The organism is Methylobacterium gnaphalii, from assembly GCF_007992215.1.
GTDB classification, from domain to species: Bacteria; Pseudomonadota; Alphaproteobacteria; order Rhizobiales; family Beijerinckiaceae; genus Methylobacterium; species Methylobacterium gnaphalii.
In genome coordinates, this window is the sequence record NZ_BJZV01000018.1 from 63,014 (window position 1) to 86,208 (window position 23,195).

General features: G+C 66.1%; 20 protein-coding genes. 10 read left to right on the forward strand and 10 right to left on the reverse strand.

Annotated features, from left to right (window positions below; genetic code table 11):
- Positions 1 to 8 precede the first annotated feature (8 nt).
- The 3 genes from MGN01_RS16105 to MGN01_RS16115 all read left to right on the forward strand — a co-directional run bounded on the left by MGN01_RS16105 (position 9) and on the right by MGN01_RS16115 (position 2,710).
- Positions 9 to 1,658 carry a S10 family peptidase gene (locus MGN01_RS16105; protein ID WP_147047848.1) on the forward strand — a complete coding sequence of 550 codons (1,650 nt, stop codon included), beginning with the start codon at positions 9 to 11 and terminating at the stop codon, positions 1,656 to 1,658.
- Complete coding sequence (locus MGN01_RS16110) at positions 1,655 to 2,047, forward strand: hypothetical protein (RefSeq protein ID WP_238258141.1); 393 nt, start codon at positions 1,655 to 1,657, stop codon at positions 2,045 to 2,047. Before MGN01_RS16105 ends, MGN01_RS16110 begins: the two co-directional genes overlap by 4 nt.
- 102 nt (positions 2,048 to 2,149) lie before the next feature.
- On the forward strand, positions 2,150 to 2,710 hold the full coding sequence (locus MGN01_RS16115; RefSeq protein ID WP_147047849.1) for a DUF4142 domain-containing protein: 561 nt from the start codon (positions 2,150 to 2,152) through the stop codon (positions 2,708 to 2,710).
- A gap of 311 nt (positions 2,711 to 3,021) precedes the next feature.
- On the opposite strand, the gene MGN01_RS16120 is transcribed toward MGN01_RS16115, so the two are convergent.
- The 4 genes from MGN01_RS16120 to MGN01_RS16135 all read right to left on the reverse strand — a co-directional run bounded on the left by MGN01_RS16120 (position 3,022) and on the right by MGN01_RS16135 (position 7,607).
- Positions 3,022 to 4,224 (reverse strand): pyridoxal phosphate-dependent aminotransferase, encoded by a 1,203-nt coding sequence (locus MGN01_RS16120; protein WP_147047850.1) that lies wholly within the window; start codon positions 4,222 to 4,224, stop codon positions 3,022 to 3,024.
- Positions 4,225 to 4,447: 223 nt separating this feature from the next.
- On the reverse strand, positions 4,448 to 5,848 hold the full coding sequence (cysN, locus tag MGN01_RS16125; protein WP_147047851.1) for a sulfate adenylyltransferase subunit CysN: 1,401 nt from the start codon (positions 5,846 to 5,848) through the stop codon (positions 4,448 to 4,450).
- Entirely contained in the window at positions 5,848 to 6,798 is a 951-nt protein-coding gene (cysD, locus tag MGN01_RS16130) for a sulfate adenylyltransferase subunit CysD (protein WP_147047852.1), read from the reverse strand. The genes cysN and cysD overlap by 1 nt, the downstream gene beginning before the upstream one ends.
- Positions 6,798 to 7,607 (reverse strand): phosphoadenylyl-sulfate reductase, encoded by an 810-nt coding sequence (locus MGN01_RS16135; RefSeq protein ID WP_147047853.1) that lies wholly within the window; start codon positions 7,605 to 7,607, stop codon positions 6,798 to 6,800. Before MGN01_RS16135 ends, cysD begins: the two co-directional genes overlap by 1 nt.
- Before the next feature lie 274 nt (positions 7,608 to 7,881).
- Here MGN01_RS16135 and MGN01_RS16140 point away from each other — a divergent pair, with 274 nt between their 5' ends.
- From MGN01_RS16140 to MGN01_RS16155, 4 genes are all read left to right on the forward strand, one after another.
- Positions 7,882 to 8,385: an Lrp/AsnC family transcriptional regulator gene (locus tag MGN01_RS16140; RefSeq protein ID WP_147047854.1), complete on the forward strand. Its 504-nt coding sequence runs from the start codon at positions 7,882 to 7,884 to the stop codon at positions 8,383 to 8,385.
- 112 nt (positions 8,386 to 8,497) lie between these two features.
- Positions 8,498 to 10,267: a diflavin oxidoreductase gene (locus MGN01_RS16145; protein ID WP_147047855.1), complete on the forward strand. Its 1,770-nt coding sequence runs from the start codon at positions 8,498 to 8,500 to the stop codon at positions 10,265 to 10,267.
- Positions 10,268 to 10,449: 182 nt separating this feature from the next.
- Entirely contained in the window at positions 10,450 to 12,285 is a 1,836-nt protein-coding gene (locus MGN01_RS16150; protein WP_147047856.1) for an NADPH-dependent assimilatory sulfite reductase hemoprotein subunit, read from the forward strand.
- A 59-nt stretch (positions 12,286 to 12,344) separates the two neighbouring features.
- Positions 12,345 to 13,454: a Gfo/Idh/MocA family protein gene (locus MGN01_RS16155; protein ID WP_147047857.1), complete on the forward strand. Its 1,110-nt coding sequence runs from the start codon at positions 12,345 to 12,347 to the stop codon at positions 13,452 to 13,454.
- Between the two features lie 3 nt (positions 13,455 to 13,457).
- Here the strand turns inward: MGN01_RS16155 and MGN01_RS16160 are convergent, their stop codons facing one another.
- Together MGN01_RS16160 and MGN01_RS23620 are read right to left on the reverse strand one after the other, a co-directional pair.
- Positions 13,458 to 14,960 (reverse strand): methyl-accepting chemotaxis protein, encoded by a 1,503-nt coding sequence (locus MGN01_RS16160; RefSeq protein WP_147047858.1) that lies wholly within the window; start codon positions 14,958 to 14,960, stop codon positions 13,458 to 13,460.
- Between the two features lie 27 nt (positions 14,961 to 14,987).
- Complete coding sequence (locus tag MGN01_RS23620; RefSeq protein ID WP_170246012.1) at positions 14,988 to 15,128, reverse strand: hypothetical protein; 141 nt, start codon at positions 15,126 to 15,128, stop codon at positions 14,988 to 14,990.
- 262 nt (positions 15,129 to 15,390) lie between these two features.
- Here MGN01_RS23620 and MGN01_RS16165 point away from each other — a divergent pair, with 262 nt between their 5' ends.
- A complete protein-coding gene (locus MGN01_RS16165) occupies positions 15,391 to 16,014 on the forward strand; it encodes a TetR/AcrR family transcriptional regulator (RefSeq protein WP_147047859.1) in 624 nt (207 codons plus the stop codon).
- A 7-nt stretch (positions 16,015 to 16,021) separates the two neighbouring features.
- On the opposite strand, the gene MGN01_RS16170 is transcribed toward MGN01_RS16165, so the two are convergent.
- Together MGN01_RS16170 and MGN01_RS16175 are read right to left on the reverse strand one after the other, a co-directional pair.
- Positions 16,022 to 17,176 (reverse strand): Ppx/GppA phosphatase family protein, encoded by a 1,155-nt coding sequence (locus MGN01_RS16170; protein ID WP_147047860.1) that lies wholly within the window; start codon positions 17,174 to 17,176, stop codon positions 16,022 to 16,024.
- Between the two features lie 136 nt (positions 17,177 to 17,312).
- A complete protein-coding gene (locus tag MGN01_RS16175; protein WP_147047861.1) occupies positions 17,313 to 17,786 on the reverse strand; it encodes a response regulator in 474 nt (157 codons plus the stop codon).
- Positions 17,787 to 18,131: 345 nt separating this feature from the next.
- Between MGN01_RS16175 and MGN01_RS24415 the strand changes: the two genes are divergently transcribed.
- Positions 18,132 to 18,890 carry a cold-shock protein gene (locus tag MGN01_RS24415; protein WP_147047862.1) on the forward strand — a complete coding sequence of 253 codons (759 nt, stop codon included), beginning with the start codon at positions 18,132 to 18,134 and terminating at the stop codon, positions 18,888 to 18,890.
- Here the strand turns inward: MGN01_RS24415 and MGN01_RS23625 are convergent.
- Positions 18,874 to 19,185 carry a hypothetical protein gene (locus MGN01_RS23625; RefSeq protein ID WP_170246014.1) on the reverse strand — a complete coding sequence of 104 codons (312 nt, stop codon included), beginning with the start codon at positions 19,183 to 19,185 and terminating at the stop codon, positions 18,874 to 18,876. The genes MGN01_RS24415 and MGN01_RS23625 overlap by 17 nt on opposite strands.
- A gap of 356 nt (positions 19,186 to 19,541) precedes the next feature.
- Positions 19,542 to 20,159 carry a 30S ribosomal protein S4 gene (gene rpsD / locus MGN01_RS16190; RefSeq protein ID WP_147047863.1) on the reverse strand — a complete coding sequence of 206 codons (618 nt, stop codon included), beginning with the start codon at positions 20,157 to 20,159 and terminating at the stop codon, positions 19,542 to 19,544.
- 366 nt (positions 20,160 to 20,525) lie between these two features.
- On the opposite strand from rpsD, the gene MGN01_RS16195 reads away from it, so the two are divergent.
- Positions 20,526 to 23,195 (forward strand): PAS domain S-box protein, encoded by a 2,670-nt coding sequence (locus tag MGN01_RS16195; RefSeq protein WP_147047864.1) that lies wholly within the window; start codon positions 20,526 to 20,528, stop codon positions 23,193 to 23,195.

Genomic DNA, 23,195 nt, shown 5'->3' on the forward strand with positions numbered 1-23,195 from the left:
GGATTCTGATGGCCGACCGTTTGGTGCCGTCCGCGACCTCTCTCCCCTATCCGGGGAAGGTGGGAGGATTTTGCCGTGCGATCCTGTCTGCGCTGGTGGCAGTCGCGGTTGCCGTCGCGCCCCTGCCTTCCTTCGCCGCACCATCCGACGCAGCTCGCAAAGCACCTGAACGTCCGGCGGAAGCTCGTGAGGGCCGCAAGCTACCGGCAGATTCGACCACCGAGCATACCCTCACCCTCCCCGGCGGCCGAACGATCGCGTTCACCGCCACGGCCGGCAGCCTCGGCCTCGTCGACGAATCCGGAAAGCTCCAGTCCGAGATCGCCTTCATCGCCTATGTCAAAAAGGGCTCGGCCGACGACATCGCCGCTAGGCCCGTCAGCTTTGCGGTCAACGGCGGCCCCGGCGCGGCGTCGGCCTATCTCAATATTGGCGCGATCGGCCCGTGGCGCCTCCCGACCGACGGGAGAACGATCAGCCCATCGCAAAAAATCGCGCTGGAGCCCAATGCAGAGACCTGGCTCGATTTCACCGATCTCGTCTTCATCGATCCGGTTGGCACCGGCTACAGCCGGGCGGCGGAGGGCGACGGCAAAAGCTACTGGAACCTGGACGGCGATGCCTCGGTGCTCGCCTCGGCTATCGCCCGTTATCTGCGCCAGAACGATCGGATGGCCTCGCCGAAATTCTATGTCGGCGAGAGCTATGGCGGCTTTCGCGGGCCGCTGATCGCGGCGAAGCTGCAGGAGGATATCGGCGTCGGCCTCTCGGGGCTTGTCCTGCTGTCGCCGGTGCTCGATTTCGCCTGGCTGCAATCGGCCCGCACTACGCCCTGGGGCTTCGTCACGCGCCTGCCCTCTCTCGCAGCAGCCGCGCTGGAACGTTCGGGCACGCGCCCGACACGTAAACTGATGGCGGAGGCCGAGCGCTACGCCTCCGGCGACTACATCGCCGATCTGCTCAAAGGCCCCGGCAGTGCCGAGGCGGTCGCGCGCCTCTCAGAAAAGGTCGCGGCGCTCACCGGGCTCGATCCGGAAATCGCGCGCCGGCAGGCGGGTCGACCCACCGCGAGCAGCTACCAGCGCGAGATCGGGCGCGACGAAGGCCGGGTCTCTTCGGCTTACGACACCTCCGTCACCGGATGGGATCCCGACCCGACGGCGCCGAGCAGCCATTTCGAGGATCCGGTTCTGACAGCGCTGCAGGCGCCGCTCACCAGCGCCATGGTCGATCTCTATGCCAACAAGCTGAACTGGCGCGTGCCGAACATGCGCTACGAGTTGCTGAACGGCGCGGTGAATCGAGGCTGGTCGTGGGGCTCCGGCCGCAGCGCGCCGGAGGCGATGGGTGCGCTCAAGGGCATTCTCTCCCTCGACGGATCGCTACGCGTACTGGTCGCGCACGGCTTCACCGACCTCGTGACGCCCTACTTCGCCTCGAAGCTCCTGATCGACCAGATGCCGTCCTATGGTGGTGGCGAGCGGCTGAAGCTCGCCGTGTACCCCGGCGGGCACATGTTCTATGCGAGGGCCGATTCCCGCGCCGCCTTCCACGAAGATGCCGCCGATCTCTACGCCCTCGCCCTCCAGGGTCGCTCGAACGGGACAGCGACCCCAGGCGAGCGCCGCGAGCGGACACAGGAGCGCCCGACACCGTGAGTCTGATTGCGAAATTCGTCGTTCTCGCCGTATCGACGGCACTCCTGGCAGGCTGCACCAGCACCGAGGATCGTACGCCGAGGCCGCCTGCATCTCAGGCCGCGTTGACGCCCCCGGCTGCGCCGCCGGTGCCGGCCCCGCCGGGCTTTACCGGCCCGGTGCTCGATGCGGGCGGCACCTGCAACGGCCCCGTGCCCAGCGCCGCCACCGCCATCGCTCCTGGGATCGGCGAGTGCGAACTTGTGCGCCTCAAGGGCAAGCCGCCGACGGATGTTCTCGTGGGTGAGGGCCGCACCGGCCGGGAGGTCCAGGTGCTCTATAACGAGCCTGGCGCGAAGGAGCTGTACTTCTTCGTGAACAACAAGCTCGACCGGATCGTGAAGTCATAGCGATCACGATCCCCGCTGCGGCGAGCCGACATCCACCGCAGGATTCAAGGAACTTGGCCGGACGCTCCCAGTTTCCTCGCAATAATTCGAGGAGATGTTCTGATGAAACGCGTTGCCATTGCGGCCCTGTGCGCGCTGCTCGCGGGTCCTGCGCTTGCCGAGTCCAACGACAAGACCATTGGTGAGCGCGCCAAATCCGTCGGAGAATCGACGGGCGTGAACTCGCTGATCGGCGTTGCCCCGATCGCCGCCGACTTCGTGAAAGAGGCCGCGATCAGCGACATGTTCGAGATCCAGTCGAGCAAGCTCGCCGAAGAAAAATCGAACGACAAGACCAAGACCTTCGCCAAGCAGATGATCACCGATCATCAGAAGACCTCGGAAGAGCTGAAATCCCTGGTCAGCGGCGGCAAGGTCAAGGCTGAGATCCCCACAGCCCTCGACAGCACGCACCAGAGCAAGATCGACAAGCTCAAGGGTCTGAATGGCGACGATTTCACCAAGCAGTACCTGTCGGATCAGGTCAGCGCGCACAAGACGGCGGTCGACCTGTTCAAGCGCTATGCCTCTGGTGGCGACAACGCCGAGCTCAAGACCTGGGCCTCCAAGACCCAGCCCCATCTCGAAGAGCATCTGAAGATGGCGCAGGACCTGCAGAAATAAGGGTCCCGCCAGGAGGGCGAACCGGTATCCGGCCCCTAAGGAATCTCGCCGCCGCGCTCCAGCCGCAATGGCCCGGAGCGCGGCGACATCATTTGCGCTCTTCATCCGAGACGTGCGTAGAGAACCTCGGCTCCGTCGAAGATCAGCCGGCCCGCCTCATCGTCGAGGGAGCCCGCGATCTCACGCATCTCCGGCGCCCAACAATCAGTACGCCAAACTCGGTCATCCGGGCGGCAATGCCGCTCCCATGGAGCCCGGAGCGAGAATGGCGATCGTCGGCGTTCTATTCTCGCGCGAGTGGCGCTCGTGCTCTACCGAAGCGAGGCGCAGAAGCGTTGGATACGGGTACAGGCCTCTTCCAGCACCGCGTTCGACGTCGCGTAGGAGATACGTAGGTTCGGACCGAGCCCGAAGGCCGACCCGTGGACTGCGGCGACACCCTCCGCCTGCAGGAGTTCGGTGACGAAGTCCTGATCGGTCTCGATCACGGTGCCGCTCTCGGTACGCTTGCCGATCAGCTCTGCGCAGGACGGGAACACGTAGAACGCGCCTTCCGGCGTCGTGCAGGTCAGCCCGCGCGCCTGGTTCAGCATCGATACAACGAGATCGCGCCGGCTCTGGAACGCCTGCCTGAAGCGGACGAGATGGTCCTGCGGGCCCTCCAAGGCGGCGACGGCGGCCCATTGCGAGATCGAGGTGGCACCGGACGTCTGTTGGCCCTGCACGAAATCCATCGCCTTGATGATCGGTTCCGGACCGGCCGCGTAGCCGATACGCCAGCCGGTCATGGCATAGGCCTTCGACACCCCGTTCATCGTGACGGTGCGGTTGTATAGCTCGGGTTCGACCTGGGCGGGCGTGACGAACGCGAACTCGCCGTAGGTCAGGTGCTCATAGATGTCGTCGGTCAGAATGTGCACCTGCGGGTGCCGCAGCAGTACGTCGGTGACGGCCTTCATTTCGGCATACGTGTAGGCAGCGCCGGACGGGTTGGAGGGCGAGTTGAGGATGATCCACTTCGTCTTCGGCGTCAGCGCGCGCTCCAGCGCCTCGGCCTGCAGCTTGAAGCCGTGCGCCATCTGCGTCTCGACGAAGACCGGCGTGCCGCCGCAGAGCGTGACGATCTCGGGATAGGACACCCAGTACGGCCGCGTGATGATCACCTCGTCGCCGGGGTTCAGCGTGGCGAGCAGCGCGTTGTAGATGATGTGCTTGCCGCCGGTGCCGACGATCGTCTGCGAGACCTTGTAGTCGAGCCCGTTCTCGCGCTTGAACTTCTTGACCACCGCCTCGCGCAAGGCGGGGATACCCGACACCGGCGTGTAGCGCGTCTCGTTCCGGTTGATCGCCTCGATGCCGGCCTGCTTGATGTGATCCGGCGTCGCAAAATCCGGCTCGCCGACCGACAGGCTGATCACGTCCACGCCCTGAGCCTTCAGCTCGCGGGCCTTCTGCGTCATCAGGATCGTCGCGGAAGGCTTCACGCGCGACAGGGTGTCGGCCAGCAGGCCCATCACAGGGTCTCCGAAAGGTCGTGACGTGCGCCGCGCATGGCGATGCGAGCGAGGCGGCTGGACCGTAATCCCGAGGTGTCAGCGGAACAAGGGCACCGAAGACGGGCAATCCGCGACTGGTCTCGACGGTTTGCCGCTAGGACGCATCCCGGGTGCACCGATGGTGCCCCGGAATGATGACTTTCATTTTCGGTGCGGCACGGTCGCCGGCTACCGGATTGGCTTAGATCCCGCCGAACACCCAGCGCAGCCGCGCCAGGAACCCGCCGGCGGGGCGCGGCGTACCCTTCCGAGCCGCTTCCTCGCCCTTCGGCGAGACGGCGATCGAGGACTTTACGAGTCCAAGAGCCGCCGTGTCGGTGGTCTCGCGGTCGATCAGAATGAGCGAGCCGGTGTCGCGGTTGTCGGCATAGGGGTCGACGGCGACCTCGCGGTCGAGGTTCAGCGTCACCTCGCCGATGTCGTTGACGCCGAGTTTGTCGGCCGGAGCCGCCCTGCCCGTCTCAGGATCGATCCGGCTGCGGATCGATTTCACCACCGCGTTGGTGGTGACCGTGCCGATCTTCGCCCAGAGGCTCGCGCCCGGGGTCAGCTCGGTCTCCAGCGCCCAGAACAGGCGGACGTCGAGTGTGTCGGTCACGGTCAGCGGCGCATCCGCCGTGGCGATGATGGAGCCGCGCGAGGCATCGACCTCGTCGGCGAGTACGATCGTGACCGACTGGCCTTCGCTGGCCCGCTTCAGATCGCCATCGGCCGTGAAGATCCGTGCGATGGTCGAGGTCTTGCCCGACGGTGCAATCACGACCCGGTCGCCCGGTGCGACCGAGCCCGAGGCAATCAGACCCGAGAAGCCGCGAAAATCGGAGTTCGGGCGGTTCACCCACTGTACCGGCAGGCGAAAGGCGGCGGCGCGCTCCTCCGACTTCACCGGGACCTCCTCGAGGTAGCTCAGCAGCGGGCCGCCCTGGTACCAGGCTGCCGCGGTGCCCGGCAGCACGACGTTGTCGCCGTTCTTGGCCGAAAGCGGGATCGCGCGGATCTCAGCGAAGCCGAGCGGCGCCGCGAATTCCTGGAAGCCTGAGACGATCCTGTCGAAGGTGTCCTGCGACCAGCCGGTCAGATCCATCTTGTTGACGGCGAGCGCTACGCGCTTGATGCCGAGCAGCGAGACGAGGAGCGCATGGCGCCGCGTCTGTCGGGTAAGTCCCTGGCGTGCGTCCACCAGGATTACGGCAACGTCGGCGGTCGAGGCGCCCGTTGCCATGTTGCGAGTGTACTGCTCGTGGCCGGGCGTGTCGGCGACGATGAACGAGCGCGTCTCGGTCGAGAAGAAGCGGTAGGCAACGTCGATGGTGATGCCCTGCTCGCGCTCGGCCTGGAGGCCGTCGACGAGAAGCGCGAGATCGACTTCCTGGCCCTGCGTGCCGTGCTTGCGGGAATCGCGCTGCAGCGCCGTGACCTGATCGTCGAAGATCTGTTTGGTGTCGTGCAGCAGGCGGCCGATCAGGGTCGACTTGCCGTCATCGACCGAGCCGCAGGCGATGAAGCGCAGGACTTCCTTGCTCTGGTGAGCGTGTAGGAATTTCTCGTAGCCGAAGGCTTCGGGAGACTGATGGATCGTCATCAGAAGTAACCCTCCTGCTTCTTGCGCTCCATGGCGCCCGAGCCGTCCTTGTCGATCACGCGGCCCTGGCGCTCCGAGGTGCGGGCGGCCAGCGTCTCGCCGATGATCTCGGGCAGGGTCGCGGCCGGGCTCTCGACGGCGCCGGTCAGCGGGTAGCAGCCCAGCGTGCGAAAACGAACCTGACGGAGTTGCGGGGTCTCGCCCGGCTCGAGCGGCAGGCGCTCGTCATCAACCATGATGAGCTGGCCGTCGCGTTCCACCACGGGACGCTCGGCCGCGAAATAGAGCGGCACGATCGGGATCTTCTCCTGCTCGATGTAGAGCCAGATATCGAGCTCGGTCCAATTCGAGAGTGGGAAGACGCGGAAGCTCTCGCCGCGGCGCTTCTTGAAATTGTAGAGGTGCCAGGGCTCGGCCCTCTGGCGCTTCGGATCCCAGCGATGCTGCGCATTGCGCAAGGAGACGATGCGCTCCTTGGCGCGGCTCGCCTCCTCGTCACGGCGGGCGCCGCCGAAGGCCGCATCGAACTTATGCTTATCGAGCGCCTGCCTGAGGGCCTGCGTCTTCATCACATCGGTGTGGATTTCCGAGCCGTGGCTGACTGGGCCGATGCCTTTGGCTAACCCGTCCGGATTGGTATGGACCAGAAGGTCGAGGCCGAGTTCCTTCGCGCGGGCATCGCGGAAGGCGATCATCTCCTTGAACTTCCAGGTCGTGTCGATGTGCATCAGCGGGAACGGCAGCCGGCCCGGCGCGAAGGCCTTCAGCGCGAGGTGCAGCAGCACGGACGAGTCCTTGCCGATCGAGTAGAGCATCACCGGGTTCTCGGTCTCGGCGACCGTCTCCCGGAAGATGTGAATGCTCTCGGCTTCCAGACGCTGAAGATGGGTCAGGCGCGCCGGCGACGGCGCAGCCAGATCCAACAGCTGCTCGGCGGTGGCAACGCTCATCAAACCAATTCCCTTCTGTATTCGCGTGAGGTTGCCGCGCGTGCCGGCTCCTCGAACGCCGCCGGCTCCTGGCCTGGCGCCACATCCTCTTCCGGCCTGTGCACGTGCAGGCCGCATTCCTTTTTGGATTCCTGTTCCCACCACCAGCGCCCGGCCCGCTCGTCCTCGCCGATGCGAACAGCGCGGGTGCAGGGGGCACAGCCGATCGACGGAAAGCCGCGATCATGCAGGGCGTTGTAGGGAATGAAGTTATCCTTCACGAAGGCGTCGATCTGCGCCCGCGTCCAGTCGGCGAGTGGATTGACCTTGATCAAGCCGCGCTGCTCGTCCGCCTCTGCCAACGGGGTGTCGGCCCGGTTAGCCGATTGTCCGGCACGCAATCCGGTGAACCACACTGCGGCCTGATCGAGTGCGCGGCCGAGCGGTTCGACCTTGCGGAAGCCGCAGCATGCCTGCCGTGCCTCGACGGAATGGCGAAAGCCGTTGATGCCTTCCCTTGCAACGAAGGCCTCCTCCGATGTCCGCTCGGGTGCGTAGGCACGGATGCGGATACCGTAGGCGGCTTCTGTCTCGGCCCAGAGGTCGTAGGTTTCCGGGAAGAGGCGGCCTGTATCGAGCGTGACGATCTCCGTCCTGCCCTTGGCCAGCGCAATGGCGTGGGTGAGGACCTGGTCCTCGATGCCGAGGCTCGTGGTGAAGACGAGGCGCCCGGGAATTTCGGCCTCAACGAGGCGGATGCGTCCGGTGAGGTCGAGCCCCGCCAATCTTTCGGCGAGCCTCTCGGCCTGCTGCACGAGAGCGACGGTCATTTCAGCTTGTCCGTATTTGCGTCTGCCGCTTGAGCTTGACCAGCTTGTTGGAGACCTGACATGTTCGCTATATAGAACGCTGTCAAGGCGCGTGAGGTGCGTGGTGGTGATCCGGCACCGCAGCAATCCGTAGGATGGGCACCGAAAAGGCAGCTATGCGTTGCCTGATCGAAGAAAATCCTTCTCAAGCTCAGTGCGACAGCACACATCGAGGTCGGACAATCGGCCTTTTTTAAAAACGGCGCCCCGTGGTGCCGGACATCAAGAGGTCAGCGTGGACGCCATCGATCTGAAGATCCTCGCCCTTCTGCAGAAGGACGCCACTCTTTCCATCGCCGCCATCGGCGAGCAGGTCGGGCTGTCGCAGACGCCCTGCTGGAAGCGCATCCAGCGGCTCGAGGCTGACGGCGTGATCGACCGGCGCGTTGCCGTGCTGGACCCGGTGAAGCTCGGCCTCGGGCTCACCGTCTTCGTCTCCATCGAGACGGCCGACCACTCCAAGGACTGGCTTGACCGGTTTGCCTCGGAGATCGCGGCAATGCCGGAAGTGCTCGAGTTTTACCGGATGGCGGGTGACGTCGACTACATGCTGCGCGTCGTCGTCGCCGACATGCAGGCCTATGACCTGTTCTACAAGAACCTGATCGCCACCCTCCCCCTCAAGAACGTGACCTCGCGCTTCGCGATGGAGAAGGTGAAGTCGACAACGGCCCTCCCCCTCCCTGCCCCTCCGAGCCGCGGCCGCGTCGCGCCTCAGCTCGCCGTGGTCGGAGAATAATTTTCTTTTGTGCGGCGCGATGACAGGCAAGAGCTTCTCTCGCGCATCCGTTCTGTAAAACGAACATTTCTTCGTTGACAGCGGGCCGCCCGCGGACGACATGGCACTTACGATGGCACGCAACGCACTCCTTCCCCGCACGGCCCCGTTCGGTGACACCGAACGCGCCAGTCTCGACGCCGTTCTCGGAGCGGCGACGCCGATCCAGCGCGCCTGGCTCGCCGGCTTCCTCGCCGGCATCGACGCTGCGGGCGGCCAGCCCGCGGCGCAGCCGCTGGCGCCGCCCAAGGCTGCCGAGCCGTTGACGATCATCTTCGCGAGCGAGTCCGGGAATTCCGAGGCGCTGGCGGGGAACGTGGCGAAGCTCGCCAAGAAGCAGGGCTTCAAGCCCAAGGTTGTCGACTTCGCCGATCTCGACCTCGCCACCCTGCCGAAAGCCGGCAAGCTCGTCGCCATCGCCGCGACCTGGGGCGAAGGCGAGCCGCCGGCCCGCGCGGTCGAGACCTACAACGCCATCATGGCCGACGGCGCCCCGCGCATCGACGGCGTGGAGTTCGGCGTGCTCGCGCTCGGCGACACCTCGTACGCCGAGTTCTGCGCCATCGGTAAGGCGCTCGATGCCCGCTTCGAGGCGCTCGGCGGCCGGCGCGCCTACGACCGCGCCGACCTCGATCTCGATTTCGAGAAGCCTGCCGCCGACTGGATCAAGGGCGCGCTGAAAGCGCTCGCTCCCTCCGAGCCCGCCGCGGATAACGTCGTCGCCGTCGATTTCGCCCGTGGTGCCGGGCACGACGAAGACGAGGAGCCGAGCCGCGAGCCGAGGGTGGTCGAGGTCATCGAGCACGTGAACCTCAACTCCTCGCGCTCCGACAAGGAAACGATCCACCTCGCGCTGGAATTCGAGGACGGCGCGCCAGCCTACGAGCCGGGTGATTCCCTCGAGATCTACCCCGAGAACGATCCGCAGCTCGTCGAGGAGATCCTGAAGGCTACCGGGCTGTCCGGCGACGAGGCCCTGCGCAAGGCTCTGCTCTCCGAGCGCGACATCACCACCCTCTCGGCTGCCACCGTCGAGCGCTTTGCCAAGGCGACGGGACACGCGGACGCCCAGAAGTTCATCGAGAGCGGCGAGGTGAAGGCCTGGATCGAGGGCCGGCACCTCATCGACCTGATCGAGGCCTATCCGGCCGCTCTGACGGCCGAGCATCTGAACACGATCACCCGGCCGCTGCCGCCACGCGCCTACTCCATCGCCTCATCCCGCAAGGAAGTCGGCGACGAGGTGCATCTGGTGATCGCGGCGGTGCGCTACGCGACGCATGGCCGGGCGCGCACCGGCGTTGCCTCCACGCATGTCGCCGACCGCATCAGCAACGGGGCGAAGCTGCGTGTGCGCCTGAAGCCGAACAAGCATTTCCGCCTGCCGAGCGATCCGGCCACCGATATCATCATGGTGGGCCCCGGCACCGGCGTCGCGCCCTTCCGCGCCTTCGTGCAGGAGCGCCGCGCCAACGAGGCCAGCGGCCGCTCCTGGCTGTTCTTCGGCGACCGTCACTTCACCCACGACTTCCTCTACCAGCTCGAATGGCAGGAGGCGCTGGAGGACGGTTCGCTCTCGAAGATCGACGTCGCCTTCTCGCGCGACCAGCCTGAGAAGATCTACGTCCAGAATCGCATCGACGAGCACGGCAAAGAGCTCGTCGAGTGGCTCGATGGCGGGGCGCATTTCTACGTCTGCGGCGACGCCAAGAACATGGCCAAGGACGTTCGCGCGGCGGTCGTTCGCGCCTTCTCGACCCACAAGGGCTTGAGCGAGGCCGATGCCGAGGCGCATGTTGCGGGGCTCGAAAAGGCGAAGCGCTACCAGCAGGACGTCTACTGAAGGACCGAACGTTCGGGACAAGCGTCCCACCTGTCCCAGGCCGTCCCACGGCTCGGGACGAGCTTGGCGGCGCCGCTCGCGAAGCCGGACGATGACGTCGAGGACGTCGCCTCGCGCGGCCATCTCGGACGGAGATGGTCCGGTGGCGGCAGCCGATCAATATGTGACCGACAGAGATCACCATGGACGACCACAAGCCGATCGAGACCGTAGACGGCCCGGCCTTCGAGAGCCCCGGGATCGGCGCGCGTCGCTATGAGACGCCGCCGACCGGGCGCCCGATCGACGATCCGGTAGCGGCCAAGGAGGCCGGCCTCGCCCATAACGAGCATCTCAAGATCGCCAGCCGCTACCTGCGCGGCGGCCTCGCCGAGGGCCTGCTGAAGCACGCCACGGGCGCCATCACCGAGGATGACGGACAGCTCGTCAAGTTCCACGGCATGTACATGCAGGACGATCGCGACCTGCGGGCCGAGCGCACCAAGAAGAAGCTGGAGAAGGCCTACAGCTTCATGATCCGCCTGCGTATCGCCGGCGGCGTGGTGACGCCGCGGCAATGGCTGATCCTCGATAATCTCGCCACCACCTACGCTAACGGCACGCTGCGGGCCACGACGCGCCAGACCTTCCAGTATCACGGCGTCATCAAGTCGAACCTCAAGCGGGCCATGGCCGCCATCGACTCGGCTTTGCTCGACACCATCGCCGCTTGCGGCGACGTGAACCGCAACGTCATGGCCGCGACCAATCCGGCGCAAGTTGGCGCCCACAAGGCGGCCTACGAGCTCGGCAAGACCATCTCCGACACCCTTCTGCCAAAGACCAATGCCTGGCGCGAGATCTGGCTCGACGGCGAGAAGGTCGTCGGCGGAGAGGAGGAGTTCGAGCCGGTCTACGGCAAGACCTACCTGCCTCGTAAGTTCAAGATCGTCATCGCGGTGCCGCCTTCCAACGAGGTCGACGTCTTCGCGCACGACCTTGGCTTCATCGCCATCCTCGACAAGAAGAACCAACTCACGGGTTGGAACGTCACCGTCGGCGGGGGCATGGGCATGACCCATGGCGAGACAGACACCTTCCCACGCACCGCTGAAGTCATGGGTTTCTGCAAGCCCGAGGATGCGGTGAAGGTTGCCGAGGCGGTGATGACCGTCCAGCGCGACTGGGGCAACCGTAAGAGCCGCAAGAACGCCCGCCTGAAATACACGATCGAGCGCTACGGCCTCGACGCCTTCCGGGCCGAGGTCGAGAAGCGGACGGGCAAGAAGCTCGGCGCCCCCAAGCCCTTCACCTTCGACAGCAACGGCGATCGCTACGGATGGACCGAAGGTGATGACGGCCGTCATCACCTCACGCTCTACGTGCCGTCGGGCCGCATCAAGGATGTCGAGAACGGACCGCAATTCCTCTCGGGCCTGCGCCGCATTGCCGAGGTGCATGAGGGCGACTTCCGCCTGACCGCCAACCAGAATGTCATCATCGCCAACGTGCCCGCCGGGAAGCGGGCAGAGATCGAGGCGCTGGTCGACGAGTACAAGCTGACCAAGGGAGCCGGCGCGCTGCGCCGCAACTCCATGGCCTGCGTCGCCTTGCCGACCTGCGGCCTCGCTCTGGCCGAGAGCGAGCGCTACCTGCCGGACCTCATCTCGGAACTCGAGGAGAGCCTCGCCAGCCACGGACTGCAGGATGACGAGATCACCATCCGCTCGACCGGCTGCCCCAACGGCTGTGCCCGTCCCTACATCGCGGAGATCGGTCTCGTCGGGCGCGGCCCCGAGCGCTACCACCTCTATCTCGGCGCGGCCTTCGACGGCTCACGCCTGAGCAAGCTCTACAAGGAAGATGTGGAGGCCAAGGACATCAAGGCCACGCTCGATCCGCTCTTCGCCGACTATGCCAAGAGCCGGAAGCCCGGCGAGCATTTCGGCGACTTCGTGATCCGCGCCGGGCATGTCGCCAAGACCACCAACGGGCCGGACTTCCACACGCGCACCGGCGCCCTCAAGCCGGCGGCCTGACCAGCCGCCGGAAACCTCGCGCGTGGCGAGCGGTTTCGCCTCCATCACGGAGGCGATGGATGAGTGAGACGACAGGTTCGCGCCGCAAGGTTCGCTACGCGGTGGTTGGCGGCGGCTGGATCTCCCAGGCCGCCTTCATGCCGGCCGTGGCGCAGACGGGCAATTCCGAGATCACCGCGCTGATCACCGGTGACCCGGAGAAGGCCGCCGCTCTCGGCGCCGAGTACGGTCTCCAGACCTTCTCGTATGGCGAGTACGCCCAGGCGCTCCAGGCCAACCTTTTCGACGCGGTCTACCTCGCTCTTCCCAACGGCATGCACCGCGACTTCGCCGTGCCCGCCCTGGAGGCCGGCCGGCACGTGCTTCTCGAAAAGCCGATGGCGACGAGCGTCGCGGAGTGCGAGGCGATCATCGCGGCGGCTCAACGGGCCAACGCGCGGCTGATGATCGCCTACCGCCTGCATTTCGAGCCCGCCACGCTCGACGCGATCGAGCGTGTGCGGCGGGGTGAGATCGGCGATCCCCGCCTGTTCAGCGCCGTGTTCTGCCAGCACGTAGCGCCCGACAATCACCGCGCCAAACAGGGCTACTGGGCCGGTCCCGTCCCCGACATGGGCACCTATCCCATCAATGCCGCCCGCAACCTGTTCGGCGACGAGCCCATCTCCGTCGGCGCACGCGGCGTGCGTCGGCCTGACAGCCCCTACGATTGCGACGAAACGGTTGCGGTCACGCTGGTCTTCCCGGACGAGCGCATCGCGCAGTTCACGGTCTCCTACGCCACTGACCCGGTCAACGAGTACCGGATCGCCGGCACCAAGGGCGACCTCCGTCTCTCGCCCGGCTTCGGGTTCGGCACGGCGTTGAAGGGGACGCTCACAGTCGGTGGCGAGACCACGGCGCTGGATTATCCGAGCGTCGATCAGTTCGGAGCCGAGACGCGATACTTCTCGGATTGCATCCTCGACGACCGCGCGCCAGAGCCGGATGGCGAGGAGGGCCTCGCCGATGTCCGCATCCTCGTCGCGATCGAGCGGGCGCTCGAGACGGGCCTGATGCAGGATCTTGCGCCCATGCAGCGGCGCACCAGGCCCGACGCCTCCCAGGTCATCGAACTTCCCGAGATCGAACCGCCCGAGCTGGTCAACGCGGCCGAGCCGGGCGGCTAGATTTCAGAGCCGGTACGCCGTGCGGCAGGCGCCCCAATGGCGGTTGCCGATGCGGATGGGGGCATCGATTTCGAGCACGACGATGGTCTGCGCGCCCATCTGGCGGCGATAGACCTGGACCATTGCCGGCCGCGTCGAGCGCGCGGCGGTGATGCCGGTGCGGTCGTCGAAGATGCGCAGATTGCGCGAATTTGCATGGTTCCAGGCCGGATCGTCCGGGCGCTGCGATTTGGAATAGGTCGCATTGTGATACGGCAGGAAGCCGTTGCGATCGGTGACGATACAGAACAGCATCCGCTTGTCGTGGCCGAGTTCCGGCTCCAGCAGCGGCGCCAACAGCCTTGCCAGGGCTTGCGCGGAGCGCGTCATGAATTGCGGCGGATTCGATCCCGCGATGCGCTGATAGTCCGTATCGAACAGGGCGGCCTCCGACAGGCGGCTCGCGGCGATCTCGGTCTCCATCAGCCGTGCCGCCTCTTGAGCGAGGCGCTGAGCCTTGCCGACCAGCGGAGCGTGCTCGTCGCGGACGGCCGCAAGCTTTGCCATCAGACGGCTCTGCACGATCGGCTCGATGGCGCCGAAGGCGCAATGCAGGCCCATCTCGCTCACGGCAACGACCTGCGCCGGTACGGAGCTGATCCCCTCGATGTCGAGCGAGGTCTGCAGACCGGCCGAGACCGGCGCCCCCTCCGGCGCGGCAAGCAGCACGCCGCCTTCGCTGAGGTCGACGGTGCGGGTGGTGCGACCATTCGCGAACCGCACCGCCAGATCGATCGGGTATCGGTCGAACCGGCGGAGGTCGCCGATCTCGCTCGCACGGATCACCGTCACGAAGCGCCGTCTGAGGTCTGATGCCTGCTCGGCCGCCGCTGCGGCCGCCGCCTCCATGCCTTCGGCCTGAGCGTCCAGATCGAGCGCCGCCGCTCCTGCCGATCCCGCATCCGCATCGACCGTCGAGACGAGAGTCGAGGCCCGCCCCGATTCACCGACGATATCCGTGACGGTCCGCACCTGCACCTCGGCGATGTCCCGCAGCGTGGCGAAGGAGGGCCGCACGGATTCGATGGCGCCGGCGGCTGCCTCGATCGCCACTGCAGAGGCGGATGCGCCGTCGCGCAGGCGCATCACCCGGGCGCGCACGTCGTCGGCCGCGCGTGCGGTCTGGACCGACAGCGCCTTCACCTCGTTGGCGACCACGGCGAAGCCGCGCCCGGCCTCGCCAGCCCGCGCCGCCTCGATCGTCGCATTGAGCGCCAGAAGATTGGTCTGCCGCGCCACGGCCGAGATCGTGTCGACGATGCCCGCGATCTCGTCGCCGGCCTCCGCCAGCGCCGCGATCAGGGCGCGAGCTTCGACGCCGCGATCGCCGGCCTGGTCGAGGTAGCTGCCGGCCTGGTCGATGGCGGAGCGCGTCTGGCCGGCAAGCGCCGAGAGGCCGCCGGATTTCTCCGCGAGCCCGGCCGTCGCCGCTGCGGCCTCGCGCGCGGCGCGGGTCAGCGCGTCCATCTGCGCACGGATGCCGGAGAGGCCGGCCTACATCAGCGCCACTTCGGAGCGCGCCGTGGCGATCGAGCCGCTGACGCCGGCAATCGCGGAGGAGACGTCCTCCTCGATCGCATCGAGGACGTCGCTGCGCGGCGCCTGAGCGACGATCGCCGGGGGTGGCTCGGGCATCGCGGCGGGTGCCGGCGTGTCCGTCACCTGAGCTGGGGCCAACTGTTTGCGAAGGAAGCGCATTCGGCTAGAATTAACGCTCTTGCCTACCATTGGGTTAAACGCGCCGAAGCCGCCGCACTTCGGGTGCCATCCATCACGGTCTCATTGGGTCGAAAGGTCGAAAACCGTACGACTCTGTGATGCCGCGGCACCGATCGGGCGTCGCGACGTTGGACTAGATGATTTTGACCCAATCCACACCGGTCCCTAAGCTCGACAGATGAGTGCCATCGCCGATCCGATCAATCTGCATGTCGAGGAGAGCGCGCCGACTACACGCTGCCGCATCCTCGCGACGGCGGAACGGTCGTTTCGTGAGATCGGCTACCAGAAGACCACCGTCGCCGACATCGCCAAGACGCTCAAGATGAGCCCGGCCAACGTCTATCGCTTCTTCGACTCGAAGAAGGCGATCAACGAGGCTGTCGTCGAGCGGTTGACCCGTGAGGTCGAGGCCCTGATCCGCGAGATCGCGCAGGCACCCGGGCTGAGCGCGGGCGAGCGGCTCGCCGAGATGATCACCGCCCTGCACCAGGATTGCCTGGAACGGTGCGAGGCTTTCCCGCGCATGCACGAGATGATCGAGGCGGCGATGACCGAGAGCTGGGCGGTCTGCCGCCAGCACATCGATCTCATCGTCACCGTCTTCGAGCAGGTCATCGCCGAGGGCGTGAGCCGGGGTGAGTTCGACGTGCCCGACACGCGCATCGCCGCGTCCTGCGTCCACGCGGCCGTGGTGCGCTACTGCCATCCGGTGCTCGTGAGCACCTGCCCCGACGCGCCGGTGCCGCCGCTGGACGCGATGATCGCCTTCCTGCTCAAGGGACTGGCCCCGGCCCGCTGACGGGGGTTCAGCGCCCCTGCCGCCAGACTCCGTCCTCGCGCATCATGTTCATGAGGAGCCCTTCGCGCAGGCCCCGATCGGCGATGCGCAGGCGCTCGGAGGGAAACACCCGCCGGATCGCCTCCAGGATCGCGCAGCCGGCGAGCACGAGGTCTGCCCTGTCGCGGCCGATGCAGGGATTGTCGGCGCGCTGGTCGAGGCGGGTATCCAGGAGATCCTCGATCGCCTCCATGACCTCGGCATCGGTCATCCAGAGCCCATCGACCCGGCGCCGCTCGTAGCGGACGAGGCGCAGGTGCATCGCGGCGAGCGTGGTCACCGTCCCGGACGTGCCGAGCAGATGAAAATAGGGTGCTGTTGCGGCCGCCGCGGCCCGGATCGCGAATGGCGCGAGCAGGTCGCCGACCTCCTCGACCATGCCCTCGAACATCATCCGGGTGACTTCGGAGCCGCCGTGCTTCTCGGCGAGGGTTACGACGCCCACGGGGAGTGAGTCCCAGGCCCGGATGCGCAGCGTCGGGTCCGTCGACGGATTGGTCGCCGCGCCATCGAGCCAGGCAATCTCGGTGGAGCCGCCGCCGATGTCGAAGATCACCACAGATTCGGCGGCTGGGTCGGCGAGCGCAGCGCATCCGGTCACGGCGAGATAGGCCTCGGTCTGCCGGTCCACGATTTCGAGATCGAGTCCGACCTCGCGGCGCACCTGCTCCACGAACTCGGCGCCGTTCACGGCGAGCCGGCAGGCCTCGGTGGCGATCACCTTGGAGCGGACGACGCTGCGGTTCTCCATCTTCGACCGGCAGATGCGCAGGGCCTCGATGGTCCGCTCGATGGCGGCCGCGCTGAGCCGGTCGGAGGCGCTCAGGCCCTCGCCGAGCCGCACGATGCGCGAGAAGGCATCGACGACACGAAAGCCGTGCGAGGCCGGCTCCGCGATCAGCAGCCGGCAATTGTTGGTGCCGAGATCGAGCGCCGCATAGGCGTTGCGCCGCCCGTAGCGTGAGGGCGCCCCGCGGTGCCCGTAGCCGGGCGCACCGACGTGCCGCAGGTTGCCCGACGTGAAGGGGACGCCCGCGCGTGGGATCGGCGACCCCGCGGCGGAATGGGTCGTCGCGACGGCCGATCCGCTGGCCTGGTCGGCCGCGGTGCTCTCATCCCTCATCGGCAACGCCGGTTCCTCAAGGTCGCGGCTGTATGGGACAGCCGGCCATCACTTGGCCATGACGCTACAGGCGTTGCCAGGAAACGCAAAGGCTCCTTCACACGCCGTCGACCACGAAGCGTGGCCGCAGCGGTATTCAGGCCAGTGCCTTGGCCGCGCTATTGGCCCTCGGCACCGGCCGGAGCAGGCTCTTGACCTGCGAGAAGGGCCGCGGCCGATTGATCACCTCGTCGAGGCGCGACCACAGCGTCTTCGGCGAGAAGGGCTTCGCGATGATCTCGTTGACGCCGAGCGAGATGGCACGGTCGACGACGTTGCGCCGCGGCTGGGCCAGCATCAGGATGATCGGCACGGTGGGCGACGGCGACGTCATCGGCGTGCGGGCGAGCCGGATGAATTCCTCGCCCGACAGGATGCCGAGATCCCAGTCAAGGATGGTCAGGTCCGGCTTGCTCTCGGCGAGCACGCCGAGCGCCTCCGCCCCGTCGGGCGCTTCCAGCACGCGCTTGATGCCGACGCGCAGAAGCATGTCGCGCACGGTGCGGCGGATATAGAGGCTTTCATCCACCACGAGGGCGGAGAGATCCGGGAATGTCGGGGTCGCGATCACGGACGCGATCCTGGGCGAAATGACGTCAAACCCCACCCTAGCCCCGCGGTGGTTTGCACTTTCCTAACTGCGACCGAATGGCCAACGGCCAGTGTTGTGCAGGAAAGCGGACAGGCCCGGTGGCGTTAGATTGCAACGTCTACGCATTTCACCCACGAAAATCGTTTGAATGGAGCGATCCGTTAACAGAAGGTCCTTGCGGCGCAGCCGGGATTGCGTCAGGACTGAGGCGTTGCTGTCGGTTGCCGCGGCCGATGGGGATGGTGGCGTGGGCGTGTCCTGTCCGGGACGGGATGCACACGAGTTTCAGCAAGATGGTCAGCGGTCGGGTTTTGCGAGCTTTCTATGGGACGTGGTCGTGATTTTCGGGGGTCGCCCAAGCGCGGCTTCGATGAGGGCGGAGCGGAGCCGCGTTGGCCCGACCAGCTGCCCCCCAGCAGTGGCGGATATGGTGGCGGTGGTTTCGGTGGCGGCGGCGGATTCGACCGCGGCCCGTCCCGTGGGGCTGCCCCCGCGGCTGCTCCGACGGGACCGGAGCGTGACGCGACGGTCAAGTGGTTCAACAAGGAGAAGGGCTTCGGCTTCGTCGAGCTCGGTGACGGCTCGGGCGATGCCTTCCTTCACATCCGCGCCGTCGAGGCCGCCGGCCACGACGATCTGATGCCCGGCACCCGCCTGACGGTTCAGACCGCGCAGGGCCAGAAGGGTCCCCAGGTCACGGCCGTAACCAGCGTCGACACCTCGACGGCGGAAGCTGCTCCCCCGCGCCGTGAGGCTCGTCCGGCCGGCCGCTTCGGCGGCGGCGACCGCTTCGGTGGTGGTGGCGGCTACGGCGGCGGTGGCGATCGCTTCGGCGGTGGTGGCGGCGGCGGGCGTTTCGCCAGCGGCCCCTCGATCGAGATGACCGGCACCGTGAAGTGGTACGACCCGGCCAAGGGCTTCGGCTTCGTCTCCGTCAACGACGGCGGCAAGGACGTATTCGTGCACCGCTCCGCGCTGTCGCGCGCCGGTCTCGACTCCCTCGCCGAGGGCCAGACGGTCACGCTCGGCGTGGTCGAGGGCCAGAAGGGCCGCGAGGCCCAGAGCGTCAGCGTCGATTACTGATCCGCTGTTCGGCTTCGAGAATCAGGGCGGCGGCCGCAATGCCGCCGCCCTCTTCGTTTGTGATCGCGGACAGACCGCATGAGGCCGCCGAGCCCGCCATGAGCGGTCGGCAGGAGCCCGTGCCTTGACCCCTCTCTGCCGAATTTTTCTCGGTCTGCCTCTCCTGATCTCGCCGCTCGGAAGTCTCGCCGTGCATGCGGAGGACTTCACCGGGTTCTATGCCGGCGTGAATGCCGGATATGCCTTCGATCGCAATCGGCACGATGGAAGCGGCATGCAGGCCGGCCCAGGCCAAGCGACGAATGCCGAAGCACCAAACGGTCTGCCTCCCAGCGCAGAGACGGCATCACGATCGTCGGCGATGCGAGGCTCGAACTCCATGTCGCCCGCGCGCCGCTGATACGATGTCCGCTCGATGAGTTCGTAGGCTCTGCCGTCTTTGCGAGTGTAGCGAAGTCATCCGGGCCGATGAGTTGGCGCCGCGGGTTTCTCGTGGATGGCTTCGGCTTCGCCTCGCAATGACAGCTGAAAGTCGCCGGACGGGACCAAGCTCATCGGTTGGAACCTGTTCGACGTGCCGGGGCACCGGGCAAGAAAAAAGGGCCGCCCGATGGGGGCGGCCCTTTTCGTCTTCTGCTCTGACCGGAACGATCAGCGCGAATAGAACTCGATCACGAGGTTCGGCTCCATCTGAACCGGGTACGGCACCTCGTTGAGCGCCGGGATCCGGGTTACGCGGGCCGTCATCTTGGCGTGATCCACCTCGATGTAGTCCGGCACGTCGCGCTCGGGGAGCTGCGAAGCCACCACGACGACTTCGAGCTGACGCGAGGCTTCCTTGATCTCGATCTGGTCGCCCGGCTTCACCTGGTAGCTCGGGATGTTGACCCGGCGACCGTTGACCTTGATGTGGCCGTGGTTGACGAACTGGCGCGCCGCGAACGGGGTCGCCACGAACTTCGAACGGTAGACCACGGCGTCGAGGCGACGCTCGAGCAGGCCGATCAGGTTCTCGCCGGAGTCGCCACGCAGGCGGATTGCCTCGGCGTAGTAACGGCGGAACTGCTTCTCGGTGATGTTGCCGTAATAGCCCTTGAGCTTCTGCTTGGCGCGCAGCTGCGTGCCGAAGTCGCTCATCTTGCCCTTGCGGCGCTGGCCGTGCTGGCCGGGGCCATACTCACGACGGTTGACCGGGCTCTTCGGACGGCCCCAGATGTTCTGGCCCATCCGGCGATCGAGTTTGTGCTTCGCCTCGATGCGTTTTGACATTCGCGGTTCCTCTCAAGAACGCTTGAGCTAGAGGAACGCGCCCTCCTCTCCCCCTGCATTGCGCGGGGACGACAGACCGGCCTTTGGCCGTTCGCGGGTGCGCTTGAAAACGTCACGGGGCCCCTGATCGGAGCCCCGCGAACCGCGCGTGCCTAGACGGAAAGCCGGCAGACGTCAATCAGCGTTGCCTGATCCGACGGATCCGAGGTCGAGTGACGCGCACTTTCGACCCGACCTCGCCCTAGACGCGTGGTCGCAAGTCTCGCGAGAGTGGGCTCTGTGCGCCGCAGCGCCAGAGAACGCCGCCCGGAGGCAATCGGGCGTGCCACGCGTTAGTCGTGCACCATCCACCGTGCGGAGCGCGAGATGCTCGACCACCAGCAGTTGATGAACCATCAGCGCGTGCTGGGCGATTTCGGCGACTTCGCTTTGCACTCTGAGGATCTGGACGAGGTTCTGACAGAGGCCTGTCGTCTCGTCGGCGAGGCCCTCGGCACGGATCGCGCAAAGGTTTTGGAGATCCAGGATGGCGGCTCTGAACTTCTGGTACGGGCGGGCGTGGGTTGGGGGCCGAGCGTCGTCGGGCAGGTCCGCCTGCTGATGAGCGAGCGCACCTCGGAAACATTCTCCATCCGGCAACGCAAACCCGTCATCTCACAGGACATCAGGCTCGAGAACCGTTTCGAGATCCCGCAATTCATGAAGGAGGCAGGGGTCGTCGCCCTCGTCAACGTGCCGATCTTCGTACCCGGTCAAAAGCCGTATGGCCTCCTGCAGGTCGATGCGAGCGAGCCGCGCGAATTTGGGCAGGACGACATCGAGTTCCTGCGGACCTACGCCGCCATCATTGGGCCTGTCATCGACCGCCTGCGAAAGATCCGTAGCCTTCGGGCAAGCGAGGAGCGCTTTCGCCTGATCGTCGAGACTGCACGGGATTATGCCATCTTCACCACAGATGCTCAGGACCGGATCAATGCGTGGTTTGCCGGTGCCGAAAGCGTTTTCGGATGGACGGCGCAGGAAGCGATCGGCCGCTCCGCCAGCATGACCTTCACGTCCGAGGATCGAGAGGCGGGTGAAGACGAGAAAGAAATCTCGACGGCGCGGCGTGAAGGCTCCGCCGCGAACGTGCGATGGCACCAGCGGAAAGACGGTAAGCGTGTCTTCATCGAGGGCGCTGTCTGGGCACTGCGCGACGAGGCCGGGAGACTTCAGGGCTTCGTCAAGATCGGCCAGGATGTCACCGCACGTCGAGAGGCCAACGAGCGGCTGCGACGCAGTGAGGAGCGCTTTCGTGCATTCGTCACCGCCAGCTCGGATGCCGTTTACCGGATGAGTCCGGACTGGCTGCAGATGCAGCAGCTAGACGGACGCGGATTCCTCGCCAACACGGAGACTCCGAGCGATAGCTGGGTCGAGAGCTACATTCTCCCCGAAGACCGCTCCGCGCTCTTTGCAGAGATCGAGGCGGCTATCCGCGATCAGCGCCTGTTTGAGTTGGAGCACCAGGTTCGTCGAGCCGACGGCGGGATCGGCTGGACGTTGTCACGCGCGGTGCCGATCTTCGCGGAAGATGGAACGATCCTGGAATGGTTCGGCACGGCCAGCAACGTGACGTCACGGAAGGAAGCGGAGGCCGCGCTTCGAGAGACCGAAGCGAGGCTCACAGCGGCTTTCGAGAGCGTGCCGGTTGGGGTGGCCGTGATCGATTTTGCCGGAAGGGTCGTGACCTCGAACCAGGAATATCGCCGCTTCCTGCCGAATGGATTGATTCCTTCGCGAGACCCCGAGAGAGCCCACCGCTGGAAGGCATGGGACAGTCAGGGCCAAGTGCTCGATGTGAGGGATTATCCTGGGTCCCGCGCGATGCGAGGCGAGCGCACCGTGCCCGGCCAGGAGATGCTGTACACGGATGATGATGGTCAGGAGATCTGGACCAGCGTAGCGACCACGCCGATCCAGGACGCATCAGGACAGATCATAGGACTGGCCAGCGCCATCAGCGACATCGACGCGCTCAAGCGGGGCGCCGAGGCGTTGCGCCAGAGCGAAGCGCGTCTTCGGACTCTGGTCGAGGGCATCCCGCAACTCGTCTGGCGAGCGGCAGACAGTGGAGTCTGGACCTGGGCCAGTCCGCAATGGAGCGCTTATACGGGACTGTCAGATGTCGAAAGCCGGGGGCACGGCTGGCTTGCGGCGCTTCATCCCGACGACCGCGAGAGCGCGACCACGTTCTGGGAGCCAGCGGCAGTCACCGGCTATCTCGAGATGGACGGCCGTCTTCGTCACGCGGCCGACAATAGCTACCGCTGGTTTCAGACCCGTGCGTCGCCCGTGCGGGACGAAGCCGGTCGTATCGTCGAATGGCTCGGCACATCGACCGATATCGATGACCTTCGCCTGATGCAGGAGCGCCAGAAGGTGCTCGTCGGCGAGTTGCAGCATCGCACCCGCAACCTCATGGGCGTCGTGAGGTCGATGACGGAGAAGACGCTGGACCGATCGGTCGATCTCGCAGATTTCAAGGCCCATTTCGGCGACCGGTTGGCTGCACTCGCGCGCGTTCAAGGCCTGCTGTCGCGGCTCGATGAATGGGACCGGGTGACTTTCGACGAGCTGATCGCATCGGAACTGGCGGCACTTGATAGCGACGCGACACGGATCGCCCTGTCAGGCCCCACCGGCGTGGCGTTGCGTTCGTCCACAGTTCAAACCCTCGCTTTGGCATTCCACGAGTTGATGACCAACGCGTTGAAATATGGAGCGCTGGCCCAACCGAACGGTCGGCTTGTCATTTCCTGGCGGACTGACGTCTCGGACCTCGATCAACAACCCTGGCTGCATGTCGACTGGCGAGAGAGCGGCGTCGTGATGCCGGCATCGTGCGAAGCACCACGTGGCGGCGGATCAGGTCGCGAGCTGATCGAGCGCGCGCTCCCGTACCAGCTCGGCGCGAAGACCACCTATGTAATGGAGCCGGACGGCGTTCATTGCACAATTGCCCTGCCGATCTCGATCAAACGGCTCGAAAGATAG

Excerpts from the sequence above, each read along its gene's own strand:
- MGN01_RS16105 (WP_147047848.1), top strand. The coding sequence starts at position 9 with ATGGCCGACCGTTTGGTGCCGTCCGCGACCTCTCTCCCCTATCCGGGG.
- MGN01_RS16115 (WP_147047849.1), top strand. The coding sequence starts at position 2,150 with ATGAAACGCGTTGCCATTGCGGCCCTGTGCGCGCTGCTCGCGGGTCCT.
- MGN01_RS16120 (WP_147047850.1), bottom strand. The coding sequence starts at position 4,224 with ATGGGCCTGCTGGCCGACACCCTGTCGCGCGTGAAGCCTTCCGCGACG.
- cysN (WP_147047851.1), bottom strand. The coding sequence starts at position 5,848 with ATGACGATCCATCAGTCTCCCGAAGCCTTCGGCTACGAGAAATTCCTA.
- cysD (WP_147047852.1), bottom strand. The coding sequence starts at position 6,798 with ATGAGCGTTGCCACCGCCGAGCAGCTGTTGGATCTGGCTGCGCCGTCG.
- MGN01_RS16135 (WP_147047853.1), bottom strand. The coding sequence starts at position 7,607 with ATGACCGTCGCTCTCGTGCAGCAGGCCGAGAGGCTCGCCGAAAGATTG.
- MGN01_RS16145 (WP_147047855.1), top strand. The coding sequence starts at position 8,498 with ATGGCACGCAACGCACTCCTTCCCCGCACGGCCCCGTTCGGTGACACC.
- MGN01_RS16150 (WP_147047856.1), top strand. The coding sequence starts at position 10,450 with ATGGACGACCACAAGCCGATCGAGACCGTAGACGGCCCGGCCTTCGAG.
- MGN01_RS16155 (WP_147047857.1), top strand. The coding sequence starts at position 12,345 with ATGAGTGAGACGACAGGTTCGCGCCGCAAGGTTCGCTACGCGGTGGTT.
- MGN01_RS16160 (WP_147047858.1), bottom strand. The coding sequence starts at position 14,960 with ATGGACGCGCTGACCCGCGCCGCGCGCGAGGCCGCAGCGGCGACGGCC.
- MGN01_RS23620 (WP_170246012.1), bottom strand. The coding sequence starts at position 15,128 with ATGCCCGAGCCACCCCCGGCGATCGTCGCTCAGGCGCCGCGCAGCGAC.
- MGN01_RS16165 (WP_147047859.1), top strand. The coding sequence starts at position 15,391 with ATGAGTGCCATCGCCGATCCGATCAATCTGCATGTCGAGGAGAGCGCG.
- MGN01_RS16170 (WP_147047860.1), bottom strand. The coding sequence starts at position 17,176 with ATGAGGGATGAGAGCACCGCGGCCGACCAGGCCAGCGGATCGGCCGTC.
- MGN01_RS24415 (WP_147047862.1), top strand. The coding sequence starts at position 18,132 with ATGGGACGTGGTCGTGATTTTCGGGGGTCGCCCAAGCGCGGCTTCGAT.
- rpsD (WP_147047863.1), bottom strand. The coding sequence starts at position 20,159 with ATGTCAAAACGCATCGAGGCGAAGCACAAACTCGATCGCCGGATGGGC.
- MGN01_RS16195 (WP_147047864.1), top strand. The coding sequence starts at position 20,526 with ATGCTCGACCACCAGCAGTTGATGAACCATCAGCGCGTGCTGGGCGAT.